The following is a 23,371-nucleotide window of genomic DNA, read 5'->3' as shown; positions in this document are numbered from 1 at the left end:
TGCCGGCACCACTGTATTCGCGGGTAAACCCGCTCCTACACACATGCACAGACCGTCGTAGGAGCGGGTTCACCCGCGAATGGGCCGGCCCTGCTGGCCAATCTCCACCCGCCGTTCACCGTTGCCGCCGCCACCGTATTCGCGGGCAAACCCGCTCCTATGTATCCTACTGTTCGCGGCGAAATTTCCTACTTGATTATCAGGTCAAGTCCTACAGCTCCGCTGCCGATGGGCAGAGATGTGATGCCAGCCATGCGCCTGCATCCTTTCTCTCACTCGCTCGGAGATTCCCCATGCTTGGCTCCCTCAACCGCAAGCTCGGCAACATCAGTGTCGCCGCCAAGCTGGCCCTCGGCTTCGCCGTGGTCCTGCTGCTCACCCTGGCCACCACCATCAGCGGCTGGCGTGCCCTGGATGGTGCCATCGTGCGCTCACAGCAACTCAGCGAAATAGGCCTGATCAACGACCTGACAAAAGACCTGCGTGCGGAACGCATCACCTACCGCGTGCTCAACGACGATGCCAGCAGAGCGCGCATCAGCAACATCCTCGACCAGCTCAACAGCATGCTGACCACCCTGCAGCAACGCAGCAACGTCGATGAGTCACGGCAGTTGCTGACAGAAAAAATGGCATTGTTGCAGAGCCTGCGCGACAACTTCAGCGAACTGCAGCGCAGCGTCGCCAGCCGTGTAGCCCTGCGCGAAGCCCTGCAGTCGCAGGAGCATGCACTCAGCGAGGCGATTGACGAACTGCAGACCCAGGCCTTGCTGAAAATGCCTGACGACAGTCAGCAGAGTGGTGTGCTGGGCCTGATGGATACTCTCAGCCGGCATGTCGAAGGTGCCAACCAGCAAAGCCTGGTTCCAGCCTACACCTTCGTCCCGGTCGAGGATTTTGCCAAAGTCGGCGATAACGCCCTGAACGCCGCCGACAGTAGCCTTGTGCAACTGCTTGAAGGCCTTGCGCCGCTGGGCTTGCCACGCGCCATCAGTGAGCAACCCGGTGTCGAGCTGAGCAAGTACCGCGCCAGCCTGGATCAGTACCGCCGCGCCGCTGTACGTGTCGAGCAGTTGCAGAACAACATGGAAAACATGGGCAACGAGCTGCGAACGGTGAGCCTCGAACTGGGCAAACGCAAGGTCGAGCAACGCGACAGTGAGGCCCTGGCCGCCAGGTCGCTGCTGACCAGTGTGGCACTGCTGGCAATGGTGGTAGGGGCGCTGGCCGCCTGGCTGATCACCTTGCAGATCACCCAGCCACTGCGCCAGACGCTGGCCGTGGCCGCCCGCATCGCCAAGGGTGATCTGAGCCAGGTCGACACCGTGCAACGTCGCGACGAAATGGGCCAGTTGCAAACCAGCATGCGCGAGATGACCTTGAGCCTGCGCGAGCTGATCGGTGGCATTGATCAGGGTGTCGGCCAGCTGTCACAGGCCGCCACGCAGTTGGCGGCCAGTAGCGAAGACACCAAGTTGCGCATCAATCAGCAGCGCGAGGAAACCGACCAGGTGGCCACTGCCATGAACCAGATGAGCGCCACCGTGCAGGAAGTGGCACAGAACGCCGAGCAAGCCTCACTGGCCGCGACCAACGCTGACCAGCAGGCACAGGTGGGTGATCAGGTAGTCGCCGAAGCCATCGGCCGTATCGAACAACTGGCCGGGCAGATGGACCATTGCCTGGCGGCCATGCAGCACCTGGCAGGCGAGAGCCAGCGGATTGGCAGCATCCTGGATGTGATCAAGTCGGTCTCCGAACAGACCAACCTGCTGGCGCTGAACGCGGCGATCGAAGCGGCACGGGCCGGTGAAGCCGGGCGTGGCTTTGCCGTGGTGGCCGATGAGGTGCGCGGCCTGGCCCAGCGCACTTCGACGGCGACCGAGGAGATTGGCCAACTGATCGACAGCCTGCACAACGGTACCGACGAAGTGACCCGCTTGCTGGACAGCAGCAAAAGCCTGACCGAACAGAGCGTGGAACTGAGCCGCAGGGCCGGGCACGCGCTGAGCCAGATCACCGACACTGTGTCGAGTATTCAGGGTATGAACCAGCAGATCGCCACCGCCAGTGAAGAGCAGAGCGTGGTGGCCGAGCAGATCAACCGAAGCGTGATCAATGTGCGGGATGTTTCGGATCAGACCAGTGCGGCCAGTGAGCAGACGGCAGCCTCGAGTGGAGAGCTGGAGCATCTGGGGCAGCAATTGCGGGGGATGGTGGGGCGGTTCAGCATCTGACATCACGTCGCCCTCTTCGCGGGCAAGCCCGCGCCCACAGGTGCAGCACCCCCTTCAAGGCAGTGGTGGACATGCAGGGCCGGGCTTGCCCGTGAAGAAGCCGGCGCGGTTACAGCACCTGGCGCAGGAATGCCTGTGCACGCGGGTCTTTCGGCGCAGCGAAGAACGCAGCCGGGGCCGAATCTTCCAGCAGTTTGCCGTGATCGAAGAACAGCACGCGGTCGGCCACTTCGCGGGCAAAGCCCATTTCGTGGGTGACGCAAACCATGGTCATGCCTTCCTGGGCCAGGGTCTTCATCACGTCCAGCACCTCACCGACCATTTCCGGGTCAAGCGCTGAGGTCGGCTCGTCGAACAGCATCACTTTCGGGTCCATGGCCAGGGCCCGGGCAATCGCTACCCGCTGCTGCTGACCGCCGGAAAGCCGGGACGGGAATTCGTTGGCCTTCTGCGCAATACCGACCTTTTCCAGCAGCGCCCGGGCCTTGGCCTCGCGGTCAGCCTTGTTGCGCTTGCGCACCACCTTCTGCGCCAGGCACAGGTTTTCCAGCACGGTCATGTGCGGAAACAGGTTGAAATGCTGAAACACCATGCCGACTTCGCGGCGATAGGCATTGATGTCGGTCTTGGGGTCGGCCAGTTGCAGGCCATCGATGGCCACATGGCCTTGATCGAAATGCTCCAGGCCGTTGAGGCAGCGCAGGAACGTCGACTTGCCCGACCCCGACGGGCCGAGCACCACCACCACTTCGCCCTTGGCGACCTGAGTGGTGACGTTATCCACAGCCCTTACCACCTGGCCACGGGTGTCGAAGACTTTCAGCAGGTCACGGACTTCAATCACTTTGCGCAAGCCTCCGCTCGAGCCGGCTGGCAATGTGCGACAGCGGCAGGTTGATCAGCAGGTACAGGCCTGCCACGCAGAACCAGATCTCGAAGGTTGAGAACGAGGTGGTGATGGCCTCACGGCCACTCTTGGTCAGTTCGGTGATGGCGATCACCGACACCAGCGAGGTGTCCTTGACCAGGCTGATGAACTGGCCGGCCAGGGGCGGCAGCACGCGCTTGAACGCCTGCGGCAGAATCACATGGCGCATCGACTGGCCAGCGTTCAGGCCCAGCGACCGCGCAGCCTCGTTCTGGCCCTTGGCGATCGACTGCACGCCAGCACGGACGATTTCAGCCACGTAAGCACCGGTGAACAATGCCAGTGCCGCCACCCCGGCAAACTCGCGGGACAGGTTGAGCACGGTGCCGATGAAGAAGTAGAAGATGAAGATCTGCACCAACAGCGGCGTGCCGCGCACCAGTTCGACATAGACGGTCGACAGGTCGCGCAGGGTCGGGTTGTTGGACAACCGGCACAATCCGGCGAACAGGCCGATCACCAGGCCCAGCGCCCCGGACACCACCGAGATCCACAAGGTGGTCCACAGGCCCCATGCCAGCGGGCCAGCGGCCCAGTGGCGGGTTACGCCAATCTGGTCGCCTTCGGCAACATCGTCGCCGCGGCTGAGTTGCAGGCTGTCCTTGGCCACATCGAGCACTTGCTCGGCACCACTTTCATCCTTCAGCGTGACGCGGGCATTGTCACCGGAGATGACGATTTCCTGCACAGTGCCGTAACCGGCAGCGCGTTGTGCGTCCTCGGCCTTGTAGGCGAAGTACTGCGGTACGCGGTTCCAGCGCCACTCGTAGGAAATCATCGAGGTGGCCATGTAAAGGCTGAGCGCCAGGCCCACCAGGACCAGGGCGGTCAACCCATGCCAGGGCCACTGGGCTTTCTTGTGTTTGATCACGTGGGGTACTTCCGTAAATGCGAACGCGCAGGGTTTGCCTGCGCGTCGGGGTCATAAAGCCGGGCTTGTGGCCTGGGCCTTATTCCATTTCCTTCAGCCAGTCCTTGTTCTTGAACCACTTGTCGTGAATACGATCGTAGGTCCCGTCGTGCTTGATCTGGTGCAGGAAGTTGTTGATGAAGTTGATGCTGTCGTAGTCGCCTTTCTTCAGGCCGAAGGCCAGCGGCTCGTAGGTGAAGGGCTCGTCGAGGAACAGCAGCTTGCCGGCGCCGGCTTTATCTACCGCCACCACGTTGTACGGCGCGTCATAGACAAAGGCGTCAGCCTTGCCGTTGACCACGTCCATGACCGCTTCCTGCTCGTTGTCGTAGCCGTGGTACTTGGCTTTGCTGATCAGCTTCCTGGCGACCATTTCACCCGTGGTGCCCAACTTGGAAGTGAGGCGGTACTTCTCGTTGTTCAGGTCTTTGTACGACTTGATCTCGCCAGCCAGTTCCTTGCGGATCAGCAGGGTCTGGCCAACCACGATGAAGGGTTCGCTGAAGTTCAGACGCAGGTTGCGCTCCTGGGTCAGGGTCATGCCGCTGCCGATCATGTCGAACTTGTCGGTCAGCAGAGCCGGGATGATGCCGTCATAGGCGGTGGACACAGCCTCGAACTTGACGCCCATGGACTTGGCCATGGCCTTGAGGATATCGACTTCGAAGCCGATGATTTCGCCACGTTTGTTGGTCATCTGGAACGGCATGTAAGTCGGGTCCATGCCCACCCGCAGGGTGCCGCGCTTGACCGCGTCATCGATGGCGCCCGCCTGGGCCGCAGTCACGGCGACCAGGGCGGTCACACCGACCAGCAGTCGCGAAAGGTATTTCTTGATCATCACCAAGTCCCCTAGCAATAAAAGTAGCGAATCTTATTGTGTTGGCACGGCCGTACCGGCCGAAGCGTCGTATCGGAGAGGGATGCTAACGCATGGCGGCCCGAGGACCTAGAGCCGCGGGGGGACTTTGTTGGCCAAAATGGGGGGCTAGGGCAAAAAGCTTCGCGGGTGAACCCGCTCTTACAAGGGAATGTGTGTCCCTGGTAGGAGCGGGTTCACCCGCGAAGAGGCCCTGTCAGGTACCCTGTAGGATCGGGTCCATCGGGGCGCCGAACCGCAGCGAACAGGCCCGATCAGGCGCCGACGAGTGTCGGTTGGCCTGCGTTTTCCGGGTGCAACGGCAACAGCGGCGAATGCGGGTCATTGTTGATCGACGCACGCCACACATCGATCCATGCCGCATTGTGCTCGGCCCACACTTGCTCGTGCAGGCGGCTCAGTGCCACCGGATCGCTGAGCAGGGCCAGGCGCGTATTGAGGTCCAGGCCTTTCGGCCCGACTTCAATCGCCTTGGCAACGCGCTCTGCACGCAACGCTTCGATCGGTGCCGCCTGGCCATGGCGGGCAGTAGCCATGGCGCAGGCCAGGGCATTCTGCCGCGGGTCGACCACGGCCCGCACGAAGCCATCATGCAAGGCATGCCAGCGGTTTTCGTGGGTGTACTGGTCGGTCGCCAGCAGCTCTTGTGGGGTGGCGTATTCCTCGGGGATGAGGAACAGCTTCTCGTCCTTGGCCGCCAGGCCCAGGCGGGTGCGGCTGGAAATCACCGATACCGGGATCGACAGCACCAGCGAACCGACGATAGGCGCCAGCCACCACAGGAAGCTCGGGTTCAACCACGCCACCAGTGCGGCCCAGGCAATGCCCAGCAGCGTCTGCGGACCATGTCGGCGCACGGCTTCGCCCCACGGCGTGGAGTCGTCGTCACGCTGCGGCGAATTCCAGGTCGCAGCCCAGCCGAGGAACGCGGCCAACACGAAGCGGGTGTGGAAGATCATGCGGACCGGTGCCAGCAACATGGAGAACAGCATCTCCATCAGCATCGACAAGGTGACCTTGACTCGCCCACCGAACTCGACGGCGCCCTTGGCCCAGATCAGGATAACGCTAAGCAGCTTGGGCAAGAACAGCAGCACGATGGTGGTGGAGAACAGCGCTACGGCCTTCTCCGGGTGCCACTGCGGCCACAGCGGGTAAAGCTGGTACGGCTCGATGAAATACTGCGGCTCCATCAGCGTGTTGGTCGCCAACAGCGCGGTCGACAGCACCAGGAACAGGAACCACAGCGGCGCCGACAGGTAAGACATCACCCCCGTGAGGAACACCGCACGGTGAACCGGATGCATGCCCTTGACCAGGAACAGGCGGAAGTTCATCAGGTTGCCGTGGCACCAGCGGCGGTCGCGCTTGAGCTCGTCGAGCAGGTTTGGCGGCAGTTCTTCGTAGCTGCCCGGCAAGTCGTAGGCAATCCACACGCCCCAGCCGGCACGGCGCATCAGCGCAGCTTCGACGAAGTCGTGGGAAAGGATGGCACCGGCGAATGCGCCCTTGCCCGGCAACGGCGCCAGCGCGCAGTGCTCGATGAACGGCCTCATGCGGATGATCGCGTTGTGGCCCCAGTAGTGCGACTCACCCAACTGCCAGAAGTGCAGACCGGCAGTGAACAGTGGACCGTACACGCGGGTGGCGAACTGCTGCATGCGTGCATACAGGGTGTCCATGCCCGAGGCTCTCGGCCCGGTCTGGATGATGCCGGCGTCCGGGTTGGCTTCCATCAGGCGCACCAGGCTGCTCAGGCACTCGCCGCTCATGACACTGTCGGCATCGAGTACAACCATGTACTTGTACTCGCCACCCCAGCGACGGCAGAAGTCGTCGAGGTTGCCGCTCTTGCGCTTCACCCGGCGCCGACGGCGGCGGTAGAAGATGCGGCCAAAGCCTTTGGTTTCGCGGCACACATCCAGCCAGGCCTGTTGCTCGGCCACGGCAATGTCGGTGTCGTTGGTGTCGCTGAGCACAAAGAAGTCGAAACGGTCGAGGTTGCCGCTGGCGGCCACCGACTCGAACGTTGCGCGCAGGCCGGCGAACACCCGCGGCACGTCTTCGTTGCAGATCGGCATCACCAGCGCGGTGCGCGCCTCGGGCGCGATTGGCTCGTTGCCTGCGCTGCTGCCCGAAATCTTGTATTTGTCGCGCCCGGTGAGCAGCTCGAGGAAGCCCATCAGTGCGGTCCAGAAGCCCGCCGACACCCAGCAGAACAGGATACCGAAGAGAATCAGGATGGATGTCTGCAAGGCATACGGCCACACCTGCACCACCGTGTCCCACAGCGACTGGCTGAGGATTTCGTCGAGGTCAACGAACGACCAGCCCTGGTACGGCAGGATACCCTTCATGTACCAGCCAGCAACGATGGTCTGGCCAATCATCAGGGTCAGCAGGATATAGCGGCGGATCGAACCGACCGTGCGCCAGCGTGCCGGTGGCAGTTCGCGCTTGGGCGGCTGCGGGGCATTGGTACGGCCGGTCATGCGCCGCCACATGCGGATCAGCACGTTGGTGCGCCACGGTTCGGGCACAACCTTGGTGCGCTTGATCGGCGGGGCGATCTTCAGGCACAGGCGGCCGCTGCCATCGACGCCGAGCATTTCGGCGTCCTCCAGCTCGGCGGCGCTGCCCACGGTCAGGCGCGGGCCCACCGAGGCCTGCACGGCCTCGGCAGAGCTGGCGGCCGGGTTGGCCGCCAAGCGTTGGTGCAGCTCACTGAACGAGATGCAGCTGGCAAGTTCAGCCCGCTGCTGGTCGCTCAGTGGTAGGTGGGCCAGGTACTCGCCAAGCGATTCCGGCCTTGCGCTTGAGTTACTCATCGGCAGGCAACTGATAGGTCCAGGTCTCGGTCAGCACCTTCTCGGTGGTGGCCGGGGCCCCGTTGGTGGGTGCCGCATCGGCGGCAGGTTGTTCGGCCTTGGCAGATGGCTCAGCCTTGACGGCTTTCTCGGCCTTGGCATGCTTGGCAGCGGCCTTGTCCTGCTTGGCGTCCTGGGCAGGCTTGGCGGCTTCGACCGGCACGTCACGCACCAATGCGGCGCGCATTTCGGTCGATTTGTTGGCTTCCTTTACCTTCAGGCGCAGGGTCAGGCGCCAGCCCTTGGTCTCAGGGTTATAGCGTAGATTGTTCTCGACCACCTCGGCGTTGTCGCCCACGCTGATCTGGCTACGCACCGCGGTGTCTTCCGGCAAGGCAGCCAGGGCCGGGCCGGCGAAGTCGACCAGAAACGCCACGCTGCCGTCTGGCTGGCGGATCAGGTTGGATTGCTTGACGTCGCCGGTGGAACGCAGGGTCTGCTTGACCCAGCCCAGGTCAGGGGCCTGGAACTGCGGCTCGTCAATGGTCCAATGCATGCGGTAGGCGTACTCGATCGGCTTGCCGGGCTCCGGCAGCTTCTCCGGGCTCCAGAAAGCCACGATGTTGTCGTTGGTCTCGTCGGCGGTCGGGATTTCGACCAGATCGACGCTACCCTTGCCCCAATCACCCTTCGGCTCGATCCAGGCGCTTGGGCGCTTCTGGTAGTTGTCGTCGAGGTCTTCGTAGTCGCTGAAGGCGCGCTGGCGCTGCATCAGGCCGAAACCACGCGGGTTCTCGACGCTGAAGTTACTCACGGCCAGGTGCTTCGGATTGTTCAGCGGGCGCCACAGCCACTCGCCATTGCCGGCGTGAATCGACAGGCCTTCGGAGTCATGCAGGGCCGGGCGATAGTTGAGCACCTTGGACGGCTGATTGGGGCCGAACAGGTACATGCTGGTCAGCGGCGCAATGCCCAAGCGGCTGACATGCTCACGCAGGAACACGCGGGACTGCACGTCGACCACGGTGTCGTTGCCCGGACGCAGGATCAGCTTGTAGGCGCCGGTGGAGCGCGGCGAATCCAGCAGCGCGTAGATCACCAGGTGATTGTCGGCTGGCTTGGGTTTTTCAACCCAGAACTCGGTGAAGCGCGGGAACTCTTCGCCCGATGGCAGTGCGGTGTCGATGGCCAGGCCACGGGCAGACAGGCCGTACACATGGCCCTTGCCGACTACGCGGAAATAGCTGGCGCCAAGCAGGGTCATGATCTCGTCCTGCTTGTCGGCCTTGTTGATCGGGTACAGCACGCGGAAACCGGCGTAACCGAGGTTTTTGGTGGTTTCCGGGTCGTGCGGCACGTCACCGAACTCGAAGCGGTCCGGGTCGTACTTGATTTCCCGGACCTTGGTGGCGGTGACCTCGTTGATTTTCACCGGGGTGTCAAAGTGCATGCCCTGATGATAGAACGACAGCTTGAACGGGGTCTTGTCCTTGGCCCACTCGGCCTTTTCCTGCAGGAAACGGATTTTCTGGTAGTCCGCAAACTTCATGTCGCGGAATACGGCCGGCAGGTTGCTTTTGGGTGCGTCGTACTTCTGGCCGGCCAGATCCTTTGCCTTGGCTGCAACATCGTCAAGATTGAATGCCCACAGCTGGCCCGCGCTCATCAGGCCAACCAGAGCCACACTGGCCATCAGCGCCTTGCGTAGCCGAACGCCGGGGATTCTTGATGCTTTTTGGGGACTAACAATCACGAGCAACCCTCGCCGAAAACAGATCATGAAACCAACGGCCAGCGACAAATGCCGGGTTGGCGAGCACTGTTCGGACCCCGTGAGGGCGTAATGATTCCCCAAACGGATCCAGACAATGCTCGAGTCAGAGTGAAACGGACCTGCGAACGCAGGTCCATGCAGCGCGCGATTATCCAGCAGGTTGCGTGACAACGCATCAGGCTGGAGCAACTATTTATCGTACAAAACCCCTTGTTTTCCTGCGAACAAAGGGGTTTTTGACCTCATATTTGTAACATAAATGTTACAGGGCCATCATTGACCAGGTGCACCTGCATGTCCGCACCGAAGCGGCCGCTGGCCACGTCGGCGTGCTGAGCCTGTGCCTGTTGCAAAAGATAGTCGAACAACTCGGCGCCGAGGGCCGGTGGCGCCGCTGTCGAGAAGCTTGGGCGCATGCCGTTGCGGGTGTCGGCCGCCAAAGTGAACTGTGACACCAGTAGCAGGCCACCCCCGACATCCTTGAGCGACAGGTTCATCTTGCCCTGCTCGTCACTGAATACACGGTAGTTCAGCAGCTTGTGCAACAGCTTATCGGCCTGTTCGCGGGAATCGTCAGGCTCGACCGCGACCAGCACCAGCAACCCCTGGTCGATGGCACCGACCACCTCCCCCGCCACCTCAACCCGCGCACCGCGCACGCGCTGCAACAGGCCCTTCATGCTTCTTCCAGGGGCAGGTCGAGCAGGCGTCGGGCCATCTGGTCGGCGGCACGCACCAAGGCATCGGTGATGCCAGGCTCGGAAGCCGCGTGACCGGCGTCACGGATCACTTTCAGCTCACTGTTCGGCCAGGCCTGGTGCAACGCCCAGGCGTTGTCCAGTGGGCAGATCACATCGTAGCGCCCATGCACGATCACCGCCGGCAGGTGGGCGATCTTGGGCAGATCACGGATCAACTGGTCCGGTTCGAGGAAGGCGTTGTTCATGAAGTAATGGCATTCGATGCGAGCGATCGACAGCGCCCGCTGCGGTTCGGAAAAGCGGTCGACCACCAGCGGGTTGGGACGCAGGGTGGCGGTACGGCCTTCCCAGGTGGACCACGCCTTGGCGGCGTGCATCTGGGCGATCTGGTCGTTACCGGTCAGGCGCTTGTGGAAGGCTCTGACCAGATCGTCGCGTTCCTCCGGTGGAATCGGTGCGATGTAGTCCTGCCAGTAGTCGGGGAACAGGCGGCTGGCGCCCTCCTGGTAGAACCACTCGATTTCCTGCGGCCGGCACAGGAAGATGCCGCGCAGGATCAGGCCGTGCACGCGTTCTGGGTGAGCCTGAGCGTAGGCCAGGGCCAGGGTCGAGCCCCAAGAACCACCAAACAGCACCCACTTGTCTATGCCAAGGTGTTCGCGAATGCGCTCCAGGTCTTCGACCAGGTGCCAGGTGGTGTTGTTCTCCAGGCTCGCATGGGGCGTGGAGCGGCCACAGCCGCGCTGGTCGAAGGTGATGATGCGGTACAGGTTGGGGTCAAAGTAGCAGCGGCTCTGGGCGTCGCAGCCAGCGCCAGGGCCTCCGTGGATGAACACCACGGGCAAACCTTCCGGCGAGCCGCTTTCGTCGACATAAAGCACATGCGGCGCTTCCACGGCCAGATCGTGCCTGGCGTAGGGTTTGATCTGCGGGTAGAGGGTCTGCATTGCGCACTCCGTGTGAGGATTATTCGGCCGTGGGCCATCATAAACCTGAATTGCGCTTTCAGCACCGTCCTTGCTGACGCGTTCGAACGGCGCGAATTGACCATTGCGCAGATTTCCGACAATGGCCTCCCACGGCGCCTGGCGACGCCGATAGCGTCGCCGCCTTCACTCAACGCTTGTAATGCTCGTCGCCCCACGCCAGCAGCGCTTGCAGCAGTTGCCTCAATACCGCTTGCGTCGGTTGCGCCAGATCTTCCCGGTAGGCAAACGGCTCGATTTCCTCCATATAGGTGCTTTGCGCCAGCTCCAGTTGCACAGCATGGATATGGTTGGCCGGGTCGCCATAATGCCGGGTGATGTACCCGCCTTTGAACCGACCGTTGAGCACATGGCTGTAGCCTTGCACCTCGGCGCACACCCCCTGCAGCCGCTCAGCCAGTGCCGGATCGCAACTGGCGCCGTTGAAAGTACCCAGGTTGAAGTCCGGCAACTTGCCATCGAACAGGTGCGGGATCAGCGAACGGATCGAATGGGCATCCCACAGCAGCGCATAGCCAAACTGCTCACGCAAGCGGTCCAGTTCACGACGAATGGTGGCGTGATAAGGACGCCAGATCTGCTCCAGATAGCGTTTACGTTCTTCGCCAGACGGCGCCAGCCCATCCTTGAACAGGGGTTCGCCACCGAACAACGTCGCCGGGTACAAGCCCGTGGTGGCGCCGGCGTACAGTGGCTTGTCGTCGTCCGGCCGGTTCAGGTCGATGACGAAGCGTGAATACTCTGCAGCCACCACGCTGGCGCCCATGTCACGGGCAAAGTCGTAAAGCTGCGGGATGTGCCAGTCGGTGTCCTGCAAGCTTTGCGCCTGGTCGACCAGGCCGTCGCGCACGGCATCGCTCAGGCGCAGGCCAGCGTGCGGCATGCTGATCAGCAGCGGCAGGCGACCTTGGTGAAAACTCAGTACCTTGTCCATCGTGCCTCGCTCAGTTGGAGATTTCATGGCCCATGCGCACTACGCGCTTGGGCAGGTCGCCACCCAGCCAGTAGGCCAGGTCGGCGGGGCGTTCGATCTGCCAGGCGACGAAGTCGGCCACCTTGCCCACTTGCAGCGAGCCGTGGCTGTCACCCAGGCCCAGCGCCGTGGCAGCGTGGACCGTAACGCCGGCCAGGGCTTCTTCCGGCGTCATGCGGAAGCAGGTGCAGCCCATGTTCAGCATCAACCGTAGCGACAACCCTGGCGAGGTGCCGGGGTTAAGGTCGCTGGCCAGGGCAATCTTCACCCCGTGCCGGCGCAATGCATCCATTGGCGGCAGCTGGGTTTCACGCAGAAAGTAGAAGGCGCCCGGCAGCAGCACGGCGACTGTGCCGGCGTTTGCCATGGCCATGGCGTCTTCCTCTGTCATGAACTCCAGGTGGTCAGCCGACAGTGCCTGGTAACGCGCGGCCAGGCTTGAGCCGTGCAACGATGACAGCTGTTCGGCATGCAGCTTGACCGGCAGGCCCAGTTCGCGTGCCTTGATGAACAGTCGCTCGACCTGGGCCGGCGAGAACGCGAGGTGTTCGCAGAAGGCATCCACCGCATCTACCAGGCCTTCGGCGGCCAGGGCCGGCAACATTTCATCACAGATGTGCGCGATGTAGTCATCGGCCCGGGCTGCGTACTCCGGGGGCAAAGCGTGCGCTGCCAGGCACGTGGCACGCACCGTCAGCGGCAGCTCGTCAGCCAGGCGCCGGGCCACTCGCAGCATCTTGCGCTCGTTGGCCAGGTCCAGGCCGTAGCCGGACTTGACCTCGATGGTGGTCACGCCATCGCGCATCAGTGCCTGAACGCGCTGGCGAGCACTGGCGAACAACTCGTCTTCGCTGGCCGCACGGGTAGCCCGCACAGTGCTGGCGATACCGCCACCCTGTGCGGCGATTTCGGCATAGCTCACGCCCTGCAGGCGCTGCTCGAACTCGCCGCTGCGGTTGCCGCCGAACACCGCATGGGTGTGGCAGTCGATCAGCCCAGGGGTGACCCAGGCACCACCCAGGTCAACCGTGCGGTCAGCTTCGACTGGCGCCAGCTCGGCGCGTGGGCCTATCCACTCGATCAGCCCGGCGCTGGTGACGATCGCCGCATCCTCGATGGCCGAGTAGCGGCCGTCGGCCATGGTTGCAACATGGCAATGCTGCCAGAGGGTTCTCATGCACAATCTCCTATGCTAGCGGTGCAGCTCGGCCGGCTCCGCTACCGGCTGGCCCTGCCCTGCGCGCGGCTTGCACCACAGCAGGTAGGACGCCACCAGGAACACCACCCAGAGCACGCCGACGATCAATGCCGCCTGGGTGTCCGGGAAGTAGCCGAGCACGCCAAAGATGAACACCATGAACGCAATGGCCATGGCCGGGCCGTATGGCCAGAACGGAACCGGAAACTTGAGCTGGGCCACTTGCTCGCGGCTCATGCTGCGGCGCATGGCTACCTGGGTGAGCAGGATCATCAGCCACACCCACACCGTGGCGAAGGTGGCGATCGAGGCAATCAGCAGGAACACATTTTCCGGGATCAGGTAGTTGAGCAATACGCCGATCAGCAGCGCAGCCCCCATCACCACGACAGTCATCCAAGGTACGCCATGTTTCGACAACTTGCTGAAACCGCGTGGGGCGTGGCCTTGCTGGGCCAGGCCATACATCATGCGGCCAGCGCCAAAGATGTCGCTGTTGATGGCAGAGATGGCAGCGGAAATCACCACGACGTTCAGCACGGCAGCGGCAGAGCCGATGCCCAGGTTGCTGAAGATCTGCACGAACGGGCTGCCCTGGCTGCCAATCTGCGGCCATGGGTACAGGCACATCAGCACGAACAGGGTGAGCACGTAGAACAGCAGGATGCGCAGCGGCACCGCGTTGATCGCTTTGGGGATGACGCGCTGCGGGTCTTTTGCCTCACCGGCGGTGACGCCGATGATCTCGATACCGCCGAAGGCGAACATCACCACGGCAAACGACGCAATCAAGCCACCCACGCCGTTAGGCATGAAGCCGCCATGGTCGAACAGGTTGCTCATGCCCACGGCATGCCCGGTACCCACTTGGCTGAAACCGAAAGCCATGATGCCGAGACCGGCCAGGATCATCGCCACGATGGCGCCGACCTTGAGCAGCGACAGCCAGAATTCCATTTCGCCGAATACCTTGACGTTGCACAGGTTGAGGCCGCCGATCAGGAAAACGATGCCCAGCACCCAGATCCAGCGGGCTACCTCCGGGAACCAGAAGCCCATGTAGATACCGAACGCGGTGACGTCGGCGATGGCGACGATGACCATCTCGAAAGCGTAGGTCCAGCCGAGGATGAAGCCGGCCATTGGGCCAAGGTAGGTCGTGGCGTAGTGGCCGAAGGAGCCGGCCACCGGGTTGTGCACGGCCATTTCGCCAAGGGCGCGCATGACCATGAACACGGCAGCGCCGCCGATCAGGTAGGCCAGCAGCACGGCCGGGCCTGCCATCTGGATGGCCGAGGCAGAGCCGTAGAACAGGCCGGTGCCGATGGCGGAGCCGAGGGCCATGAAACGGATGTGGCGGGCACTTAGCCCGCGCTTGAGACCTTGAGCTTGTTGCATGTCACGTCCTTGAATTGTTTTTGTGGTCGTGAGATTGAGGGGCTGCTGCGCAGCCCATTCGCGGGCAAGCCCGCTCCTATATGGATAGCGTTGCATATCGCAATTTGTGCAGGAGCGGGCTTGCCCGCGAAGGGCCGCCAAGCGGCCCCAAGGGGCATTACAGGCTTGGCAGCACACCCGCCGGCAGCAAGCCGGTCAGACTACCCTTGGCCAACAGGTCCACGGCCTTTTCAATATCCGGCGCGAAGAAACGGTCACGGTCGTAGTGCGGCACCTCGCTGCGCAGCGCCTGGCGCGCCTGCTCCAGCTTGGCCGAAGTCTTCAGGCCTTTGCGCAGGTCCAGGCCCTGGCAAGCGCCCAGCCATTCGATGGCCAGCACGCCACGGGTGTTTTCGGCCATTTCCCACAGGCGCTTGCCGGCCGCCGGAGCCATCGACACGTGGTCTTCCTGGTTGGCCGAAGTTGGCAGGCTGTCGACGCTGTGCGGGTGCGACAGGGCTTTGTTTTCGCTGGCAAGGGCGGCAGCGGTGACCTGGGCGATCATGAAGCCGGAGTTGACCCCGCCGTTCTCCACCAGGAACGGCGGCAGCTGGGACATGTGCTTGTCCATCATCAGCGAGATGCGGCGCTCGCTGAGCGAGCCGATTTCAGCGATGGCCAAGGCCAGGTTGTCGGCGGCCATGGCCACCGGCTCGGCGTGGAAATTGCCGCCGGAGATCACATCACCTTCGGCAGCGAACACCAGCGGGTTGTCCGACACGGCGTTGGCTTCGATGCCCAGTACCTCGGCGGCCTGACGCAGCTGGGTCAGGCAGGCACCCATGACCTGCGGCTGGCAGCGCAGCGAGTACGGGTCCTGGACCTTGTCGCAGTTCTTGTGCGACAGCGACACTTCACTGGAGTCGCCCAGCAGGTCGCGGAAGCAGGCGGCGGTGTCAATCTGCCCACGCTGGCCACGCACTTCGTGGACACGCGCATCGAACGGCGAACGCGAACCCAGCGCTGCTTCGACGCTCAGGCCGCCGCAGGCGATGGCCGCGGCATACAGGTCTTCGGCCTGGAACAGGCCACGCAAGGCATAGGCGGTGGAAGCCTGAGTCCCATTGAGCAGGGCCAGGCCTTCTTTGGCGGCCAGGGTCAGTGGTTCGAGGCCGGCAATCGCCAGGGCTTCGGTGGCCGGCAGCCACTGGCCCTTGTAGCGAGCCTTGCCTTCGCCCAGCAGCACCAGCGACATATGCGCCAGCGGCGCAAGGTCACCGGAGGCACCTACCGAACCTTTCAGCGGGATGTGCGGGTAGACTTCGGCGTTGACCAAGGCAATCAGCGCGTCGATGACTTTGCGGCGGATGCCGGAGAAGCCACGGCTGAGGCTGTTGATCTTCAGCACCATGATCAACCGCACCAGGTCGTCATCCAGCGGCGCGCCGATGCCGGCGGCGTGGGACAGCACCAGCGAACGCTGCAGGTTTTCCAGGTCATGGCTGGCGATGCGGGTCGAGGCCAGCAGGCCGAAACCGGTGTTGATGCCGTAGGCAGTGCGGTCTTCGGCAATGATCTGTTCGACGCAGGCGACGCTGGCGTCGATGGCCGGCGCGGCGCTGGCATCCAGTTGCAGGCGCACGGGCGCGGCGTGAATCGCACGCAGCTGGGCCAGGGTCAGGGTGCCAGGCTTGAGGGTGAGTTCGGTCACTTTGCTACTCCAATCGCGTAGAGCCGCAGGCCCGTATCCAGGTGCCTGCGCGCTCCTTCTTGTTGTTCAGTATCACCCCTTGTGGGGTGCGGTCCAAAGCGAGGCGATCAGCCAGTGATCATCGGCAGGTCCAGGCCCTGCTCCTTGGCGCAGTCGATGGCGATGTCGTAACCGGCATCGGCGTGGCGCATGACGCCTGTCCCTGGGTCATTGGTCAGTACTCGGGCGATGCGCTCGGCGGCCTCATCGGTACCGTCGCAGACGATGACCATGCCCGAGTGCTGCGAGAAGCCCATGCCCACGCCACCGCCATGGTGCAGCGACACCCAGGTGGCGCCGCCTGCGGTGTTCAGCAGGGCGTTGAGCAGCGGCCAGTCGGAAACAGCGTCCGAACCATCACGCATGGCCTCGGTTTCGCGGTTCGGGCTGGATACCGAGCCGGAATCGAGGTGGTCACGGCCGATCACCACCGGTGCCGACAGCTCGCCGCTGCGGACCATTTCGTTGAAGGCCAGGCCCAGCTTGGCGCGAAGGCCCAGACCCACCCAGCAGATCCGCGCCGGCAGGCCCTGGAAGCTGATGCGCTCGCGAGCCATGTCCAGCCAGCGGTGCAGGTGGGCGTCGTCAGGGATCAGTTCCTTGACCTTGGCGTCGGTCTTGTAGATGTCCTCGGCTTCACCGGACAGCGCCGCCCAGCGGAACGGGCCGACACCGCGGCAGAACAGTGGGCGGATGTAGGCCGGGACGAAGCCTGGGAAGTCGAAGGCATTGGCCACGCCCTCTTCCTTGGCCATCTGGCGGATGTTGTTGCCGTAGTCGAAGGTCGGGATACCCTGCTTCTGGAAGTCCAGCATGGCCTGCACGTGCACGGCCATCGACTGTTTGGCGGCCTTGACCACTGCTGCCGGTTCGGTCTGCGCACGGTCGCGGTACTGCTCCCAGGTCCAGCCGGCAGGCAGGTAGCCGTTGAGTGGGTCGTGGGCGCTGGTCTGGTCGGTGACCATGTCCGGGCGCACGCCACGTTTGACCAGTTCTGGGAGGATTTCGGCGGCGTTGCCGTGCAGGGCGATGGAGATGGCCTTGCCTTCGGCGGTGTACCTGGCGATGCGCGCCAGGGCGTCGTCGAGGTCAGTGGCCTGCTCGTCGACGTAGCGGGTTTCCAGGCGGAAGTCGATGCGGCTCTGCTGGCATTCGATGTTCAGCGAGCAAGCCCCGGCCAGGGTCGCGGCCAGTGGCTGCGCGCCGCCCATGCCGCCCAAGCCAGCGGTGAGCACCCACTTGCCTTTCAGGCTGCCGCCGTAGTGCTGGCGCCCGGCTTCGACGAAGGTTTCATAGGTGCCCTGGACGATGCCCTGGCTGCCGATGTAGATCCAGCTGCCGGCGGTCATCTGGCCGTACATGGCCAGGCCCTTGGCATCCAGTTCGTTGAAGTGTTCCCAGTTGGCCCAGTGTGGCACCAGGTTGGAGTTGGCGATCAGCACGCGCGGTGCGTTGCTGTGGGTCTTGAACACACCGACCGGCTTGCCCGACTGCACCAGCAGGGTTTCGTCGTCTTCCAGGCGGGTCAGGGTTTCGACGATCTTGTCGTAGCAGGCCCAGTTGCGCGCAGCGCGGCCGATACCGCCATATACCACCAGCTCTTTCGGGTTTTCCGCGACCTGTGGATCGAGGTTGTTCATCAGCATACGCAGTGGCGCTTCGGTCAGCCAGCTTTTGGCGGTCAGCTTGTTGCCACGTGGGGCACGGATTTCAACGTCACGGTATTTGTTGTTGTCAGTCACGGGAAAGGTCCTCTGCGGTCGTCCGCGGGCGGGTATGTCGTGGTCAATATACAAACACACCTTTACTTGTATGTACAAGCATGGACAACCAAAATAATCGGACCTTGCCATTCCTACCTTGACTTCTTGGGGGTAAAGCGAGCGCCGGTCCGGCTTGAGTTCTGCGGCGGTGCGTAGATCGAGCGTCGGTCCGGCTTAAGTTCTGCGGCGGTGCGTAGATCGAGCGCCGCCCGCGCGGCGCTTCGCGGGTAAACCCGCTCCTACGTTTGTTTCGGGCCAGTCCATCCTGTGCCTGGCGCGCGCGACCGCCTTGTTGGTACGACGCGATATCGAGATAGGCACCAAGGCGTTCGCGCGCAAATCCCACAGGCATAATTGGCCCGAAAGAAACGTAGGAGCGGGTTTACCCGCGAAGCGCCGCGCGGGCGGCGCTCGATCTCACAGGCGCAGAATGTGTCGAGGCGGACACCTGGCGGCGCTCGATCTCACAGGCGATAAAAACCTACAGCCAGACCCTCAGCACTCAACCAGTTCGATCAGGCAGAACCGCCCCTGAACCTCCAGCCCAAGCAATTCGTCATTGCCCTCCAGCCGCAGGCAGTCATACAACCCTAGCCGCTGCGTTTCACGCCCCACGATGGTCACCTCAACATGGCTGCTGCCAGCAAACAACAACACCGTCGACGCCGAGCTATACACGCGGCTGGTTCCATCCAGCCACTGCAACCGCGCCCGATATCGCTGCGGTGAATAGATCAGGTTGAAATCGCGGATCGGCCCGCCCAGCAACTTGCAGCTGACCTGGTTCTCGCCGCTGAAGGCAAACGCATCGAACGCCAGCAATGGCCGGCTGGCCTGGCCGTCGACCAGCAGCCGCATGCCGTCGCCCTGCAGCACGGTGATGATCCGTTGGTAACCGACGAAGGCGGAGAAGCCGCCCGACTCCTCGATATCGGCAATCGACAGACGCCAGCCAAAACCGTCCAGGCCCTCGCCACGGTCGCGGGTAATCTCTTCGGTGAAACCGCCACCGTTCTTCCACGGCATGCGCGGGTAATCGTGCGCACGCATCAACTGCAACTGACTCATTTGCTGAAACGTCCTTCCAGGCGATGACGGGAACCGGGGTGGATCAGCCGTGCAGCGGTCACCGGCTGACGACCGGACCAGGTGCGACGACGAATCAGCAGGCAAGGCTCGCCCTGCTCGATCTGCAACAGGCGGCACTCTTCCGGCTCGGCCAGGATCGCCTCGACCACGTGCTCGCCTTCGGTCAACGGCGCCACCTGGGACAGGTAGGCGTAAGGCGTCTGCCGAGTAAAGTCCTGCTTGAGGTAGTCGGGGGCGATGGCCGCGTTGACGTAACGGTCCTCGATCTGCACCGGCACGCCGTTCTCGAAATGCACGATCAGCGAGTGGAACACCCGCTGTCCTTCGCGCATGTCCAGGGCCAACGCCCGTTCGGAGCCGGCCGCTTCCTCGGCAAGCGTGATCACCTGGCAGCTATGCTGGTGGCCACGGGCGGCGATTTCGTCAGCGATGTTGTTGACCTCGAACAGCGCCGAACGGCCCTTGGGCTCGGCCACGAAGGTGCCGACCCCCTGCATGCGCACCAGCAGGCCTTCGGCGGTGAGTTCACGCAGGGCGCGGTTGATGGTCATGCGGCTGAAGCCCAGCTCGTTGACCAGCTCGCTCTCGGAGGGTACCCGATGATGCGGTGGCCAGCTGCCGTTGTCGATCTGCTGGATGATCATCTGTTTGACCCGGGCGTAGAGCGGCGCCGGGCCCTCGCCCATCTGGGCAACCAGCGCGGAGACAGGAGGTGTCGGCACGGCGATGGATCCTTGTGCAAATGAAATGAGCGGTAGCTTGCCGCAGTTTACCCGGCAGGCAAACGCCTGTATATGTATATACAAGTTAACAATAACAGGATTCCACCGATGTCTGCCTACTTCGCCGAACGCGCCCTGCTACCTACGGGCTGGGCCAGCCATGTGCGTATCGAGGTCGCCAGCGATGGCCATGTGGCCAGCATCGAGCCAGGCGCTTCGGCCGAAGGCGCCGAGCGCCTGGCCGGCCCGCTGCTGCCCGGCATGCCCAACCTGCACTCGCATGCCTTTCAGCGCGCCATGGCAGGCCTGGCGGAAGTTGCCGGCAACCCCAACGACAGTTTCTGGACCTGGCGCGAGCTGATGTATCGCCTGGTCGGGCAGATCAGCCCACAGCAGCTTCAGGTCATCGCCCGCCAGTTGTACATCGAGATGCTCAAGGCCGGCTACACCTCGGTGGCCGAATTCCATTACGTGCACCACGACCAGGCCGGCAAGCCCTACGCCGACCCGGTCGAACTGTCGCTCCGCATCAGCGCAGCTGCGGCCGATAGCGGCATTGGCCTGACCTTGCTGCCGGTGCTGTACAGCCATGCAGGCTTTGGCGGCCAGGCGCCGAACGACGGGCAGCGGCGCTTCATCAACTCCACCGAGCAGTACCTGCAGTTGCAAGCGCAACTCGCCCCGCTGCTGGCCGCGCAACCTGCGCAGCACCTGGGCCTGTGCTTCCACTCGCTGAGGGCGGTCACGCCTGGGCAGATCGCCGAAGTGCTGGCGGCCAGCGACAGGCAGTGCCCGGTGCATATCCACCTCGCCGAACAACAGAAGGAAGTTGACGACTGCCTGGCCTGGAGCGGCCTGCGCCCGCTGCAGTGGCTGTACAAGCACGTAGACGTGGACCGCCGCTGGTGCCTGGTACACGCTACCCATGCCGAACCGGACGAAGTAACTGCCATGGCCCGCAGCGGCGCGGTGGCCGGGTTGTGCCTGACCACCGAAGCCAACCTGGGCGATGGGATCTTCCCGGCAGTGGATTTCCTGGCACAGGGCGGGCGCATGGGCATTGGCTCGGACAGCCATGTGTCGTTAAGCGTGGTGGAGGAACTGCGCTGGCTGGAATACGGCCAGCGCCTGCGGGACCAGCGGCGCAACCGCCTGTATCGCGGCGACCAGCCGATGGTCGGGCGCACGCTGTATGACGCGGCGCTGGCCGGTGGTGCGCAGGCGCTGGGGCAGGCGGTCGGCGAGCTGGCGGTGGGCAAGCGCGCCGATTGGCTGGTGCTCGATGGACAGGACCCGTACATCGCCATGGCGGAGGGTGACGCCATTCTCAACCGCTGGCTGTTTGCCGGCGGCGATCGCCAGGTACGCGATGTGATGGTGAATGGGCAGTGGGTGGTCCGCCAGGGGCGGCATGCGCAAGAAGAAGAAAGCGGGCGGGCGTTTGCCGAGGTGCTGCGCCAGCTTTTGGGCTGAGGGTACCGGGGCTGCGTTGCAGCCCTTCGCGGGCAAGCCCGCTCCCACAGATTGGACTGCCCCCCCAAAAAACGTCTTGTGGGCAGTCCAGGGCTCAGCGCAGAACCTGTGGGAGTGGGCTTGCCCGCGAAGGATTGCAACGCAATCCCAAAAACTCAGTGCATTTTTACTATTTGCTGATCGGACGCCCGCCAGATCAAGCGGCTGGTGTCATACCCCTGCTGCCGCGCCCTGGACAGCAGGTTCTCGCGCTCCCAGGCAGGCAGCGTCGGCGTACGCGACAATATCCACAGGTATTTGCGGTCCGGGCTGCCGACGATGGCCGTACGGTAGTGGTCGTCCACATAAAGAATCCAGTACTCACCCCGCGCCACGCCTGGCACCAGCTTGGTGAACCAGTTATCGAACTCGACCCAAAGCTTGTCGGTGTGCCCCGGCTCCTGGATATTCGCATGCCCTTCGGCGCGCAGCCACTCATCACCCATGGTGCGGCAGCGGTTGAGCACGCCATAACTGCCATCAGGCTTGAGGTTGTAATGCGCCTCGGACTGCTCGCAGCCTTCCTGGTAGCGCATGGGCAGGCGCGCCAGCTCGTACCATTTGCCCTGGTAGCGCTTGAGGTCGACATGGCCGGCGGTCTTCGGTGCCAGCGGGTCGTGCGAGGAACCTGCACAACCGCCCAACAGCAATGCCAGGCATACCCCCATCAGCAGGTACGCACGCCTCATTTGAGACCCTGCCCGGAATACATCAGCACCTTGTCAGCTGCGTACTGCACGCTGATGAAGCTCTTCTCGTCCCCCCAGGTGCAGCTGCTCATGCCCAACGCGCCAGAACACTCGGTCGGCGTGCCGAGCAACTGCTCGACCTCGGCCTTGTTCATACCGGCCTTGAGCTTGGAATAGTTTTCCTGGTTGATCTTGCTGCAGGCAGTCAGCACGACACACAGCGACAACAGGGCGAGGGAACGCAACGACATGAAGGGACACTCCTGAAAGATGATACAGGCGAGTGGCCTGCAGTGACCTTCGACGTGAAAATCCCTCCCAGGTTCCCTGCCCCACCCCCTTTGCCCCTACACCATTGGTCGGATGGCCACTACTGTGCGATTAATCACAAAGCATTAGTCATGCGCACAATAAAAAAGGCCGCCCCTGTTGGAGCGGCCTCGCGTCGCGATGTCTTGCACAGCAGGCCCCTTGGGCGTCAGAAACGAGACCCAGGCTCCAGCAAAAAGTCCATTTCTTCGCTGGTACTTGGCCGTTCCAGCACCAAGTTGCGGTGCGGGAAGCGCCCGAAACGGGCAATTACCCGCTGGTGCTGCTCGGCATAGTCGAGGAAGCCTTCGAACAGCCGGCGGTTGGCCTCGGGCTGTTCGTCCAGCAGCATTTGATAGCGTTCCACGCACAGGTTCTGCCAGTCCAGCACCTCGGCATGCTCCAGCACCAGCAGCACAAACACCCGCTGGATCGGCAGCAGCTGGTAGTCCCAGCCCTTCTGCAGGCCCTGCATGGCCACCACCTGGGCACGCCGGTCGCCCTCGAACGCACGCGGCGTGTCGCGGTAGATCATGCGTGGCAACTGGTCGAGCAAAATCAGCAGACCCAGCCAGCCCTGCGGGCTTTGCTGCCACTCGTCGAGCCCACCCGCCAGGGCGTGCTCGACCAGGTCGCCAAACAACGCATAGGCGTCGGCATCGTGATGCTTGCCGAACCACAGCGTGCTCTTCTCGTCAGCCACGGCCTGGGCACTGGTGCCCCAACCGAACCACCACTCCAGCAACGGCTGCCAAGGTGCGAGCAT

Annotated in this window: 19 protein-coding genes and 1 pseudogene; 3 read left to right on the top strand and 17 right to left on the bottom strand. The window is 63.2% G+C overall.

The genetic code is table 11. The annotated features are described in order from the left end of the window. Nucleotides 1-293: 293 nt before the first annotated feature. A pseudogene (locus INQ47_RS07095) lies at nt 294-1,334 on the top strand (methyl-accepting chemotaxis protein); the annotation flags it as partial. 9 nt (nt 1,335-1,343) lie between these two features. After that, complete coding sequence (locus INQ47_RS07090; protein ID WP_374755433.1) at nt 1,344-2,237, top strand: methyl-accepting chemotaxis protein; 894 nt, start codon at nt 1,344-1,346, stop codon at nt 2,235-2,237. A 109-nt stretch (nt 2,238-2,346) separates the two neighbouring features. Here INQ47_RS07090 and INQ47_RS07085 read toward each other — a convergent pair whose 3' ends face one another. The 14 genes from INQ47_RS07085 to hutC form a co-directional block, all read right to left on the bottom strand. Next, a complete protein-coding gene (locus INQ47_RS07085; RefSeq protein ID WP_003249271.1) occupies nt 2,347-3,081 on the bottom strand; it encodes an amino acid ABC transporter ATP-binding protein in 735 nt (244 codons plus the stop codon). Next, complete coding sequence (locus INQ47_RS07080) at nt 3,074-4,036, bottom strand: amino acid ABC transporter permease (RefSeq protein WP_209969536.1); 963 nt, start codon at nt 4,034-4,036, stop codon at nt 3,074-3,076. The genes INQ47_RS07085 and INQ47_RS07080 overlap by 8 nt, the downstream gene beginning before the upstream one ends. A gap of 79 nt (nt 4,037-4,115) precedes the next feature. Continuing rightward, nucleotides 4,116-4,913, bottom strand: coding sequence for a transporter substrate-binding domain-containing protein (locus INQ47_RS07075; protein WP_033730273.1), 798 nt, complete (start codon nt 4,911-4,913; stop codon nt 4,116-4,118). A gap of 296 nt (nt 4,914-5,209) precedes the next feature. Further along, entirely contained in the window at nt 5,210-7,783 is a 2,574-nt protein-coding gene (gene mdoH, locus INQ47_RS07070; RefSeq protein ID WP_404701400.1) for a glucans biosynthesis glucosyltransferase MdoH, read from the bottom strand. After that, nucleotides 7,776-9,515 carry a glucan biosynthesis protein G gene (locus INQ47_RS07065; protein WP_404701399.1) on the bottom strand — a complete coding sequence of 580 codons (1,740 nt, stop codon included), beginning with the start codon at nt 9,513-9,515 and terminating at the stop codon, nt 7,776-7,778. Before INQ47_RS07065 ends, mdoH begins: the two co-directional genes overlap by 8 nt. A 263-nt stretch (nt 9,516-9,778) precedes the next feature. Continuing rightward, nucleotides 9,779-10,216 (bottom strand): D-aminoacyl-tRNA deacylase, encoded by a 438-nt coding sequence (gene dtd, locus INQ47_RS07060; RefSeq protein WP_404701398.1) that lies wholly within the window; start codon nt 10,214-10,216, stop codon nt 9,779-9,781. Then, complete coding sequence (pip, locus tag INQ47_RS07055; protein ID WP_252461015.1) at nt 10,213-11,184, bottom strand: prolyl aminopeptidase; 972 nt, start codon at nt 11,182-11,184, stop codon at nt 10,213-10,215. The genes dtd and pip overlap by 4 nt, the downstream gene beginning before the upstream one ends. Nucleotides 11,185-11,353: 169 nt before the next feature. Further along, nucleotides 11,354-12,157, bottom strand: a complete 804-nt coding sequence (hutG, locus tag INQ47_RS07050; RefSeq protein WP_404701397.1) for an N-formylglutamate deformylase — start codon at nt 12,155-12,157, stop codon at nt 11,354-11,356. A gap of 10 nt (nt 12,158-12,167) precedes the next feature. Beyond that, the gene (hutI, locus tag INQ47_RS07045) at nt 12,168-13,373 is read right to left on the bottom strand and encodes an imidazolonepropionase (protein WP_053870496.1); all 1,206 of its coding nucleotides are present in this window, start codon (nt 13,371-13,373) and stop codon (nt 12,168-12,170) included. Between the two features lie 15 nt (nt 13,374-13,388). Beyond that, complete coding sequence (locus INQ47_RS07040) at nt 13,389-14,792, bottom strand: amino acid permease (protein WP_176684820.1); 1,404 nt, start codon at nt 14,790-14,792, stop codon at nt 13,389-13,391. A gap of 157 nt (nt 14,793-14,949) precedes the next feature. Beyond that, nucleotides 14,950-16,482: a histidine ammonia-lyase gene (gene hutH, locus INQ47_RS07035; protein WP_010955589.1), complete on the bottom strand. Its 1,533-nt coding sequence runs from the start codon at nt 16,480-16,482 to the stop codon at nt 14,950-14,952. Between the two features lie 107 nt (nt 16,483-16,589). Further along, entirely contained in the window at nt 16,590-18,263 is a 1,674-nt protein-coding gene (hutU, locus tag INQ47_RS07030; protein ID WP_176684818.1) for a urocanate hydratase, read from the bottom strand. Nucleotides 18,264-18,779: 516 nt separating this feature from the next. Then, entirely contained in the window at nt 18,780-19,352 is a 573-nt protein-coding gene (locus tag INQ47_RS07025; RefSeq protein ID WP_404701396.1) for a HutD family protein, read from the bottom strand. After that, nucleotides 19,349-20,059, bottom strand: a complete 711-nt coding sequence (hutC, locus tag INQ47_RS07020) for a histidine utilization repressor (RefSeq protein ID WP_176684829.1) — start codon at nt 20,057-20,059, stop codon at nt 19,349-19,351. The genes INQ47_RS07025 and hutC overlap by 4 nt, the downstream gene beginning before the upstream one ends. A 144-nt stretch (nt 20,060-20,203) precedes the next feature. Between hutC and INQ47_RS07015 the strand changes: the two genes are divergently transcribed. Further along, complete coding sequence (locus INQ47_RS07015; RefSeq protein ID WP_404701395.1) at nt 20,204-21,568, top strand: formimidoylglutamate deiminase; 1,365 nt, start codon at nt 20,204-20,206, stop codon at nt 21,566-21,568. Nucleotides 21,569-21,723: 155 nt separating this feature from the next. Here the strand turns inward: INQ47_RS07015 and INQ47_RS07010 are convergent, their stop codons facing one another. From INQ47_RS07010 to INQ47_RS07000, 3 genes are all read right to left on the bottom strand, one after another. Then, nucleotides 21,724-22,296, bottom strand: coding sequence for a lipocalin family protein (locus tag INQ47_RS07010; RefSeq protein ID WP_176684815.1), 573 nt, complete (start codon nt 22,294-22,296; stop codon nt 21,724-21,726). Next, nucleotides 22,293-22,547: an outer membrane protein assembly factor BamE gene (gene bamE, locus INQ47_RS07005; protein WP_079230016.1), complete on the bottom strand. Its 255-nt coding sequence runs from the start codon at nt 22,545-22,547 to the stop codon at nt 22,293-22,295. Before bamE ends, INQ47_RS07010 begins: the two co-directional genes overlap by 4 nt. 227 nt (nt 22,548-22,774) lie before the next feature. Next, entirely contained in the window at nt 22,775-23,371 is a 597-nt protein-coding gene (locus INQ47_RS07000) for a DUF924 family protein (protein WP_404701394.1), read from the bottom strand.

Source organism: Pseudomonas sp. 3HC3, from assembly GCF_044904505.1.
In the GTDB taxonomy this organism is placed as follows: domain Bacteria; phylum Pseudomonadota; class Gammaproteobacteria; order Pseudomonadales; family Pseudomonadaceae; genus Aquipseudomonas; species Aquipseudomonas putida_Y.
The sequence above is the reverse complement of the archived record's forward strand: the minus strand, read 5'-3'. Positions and strand labels throughout refer to the sequence as shown.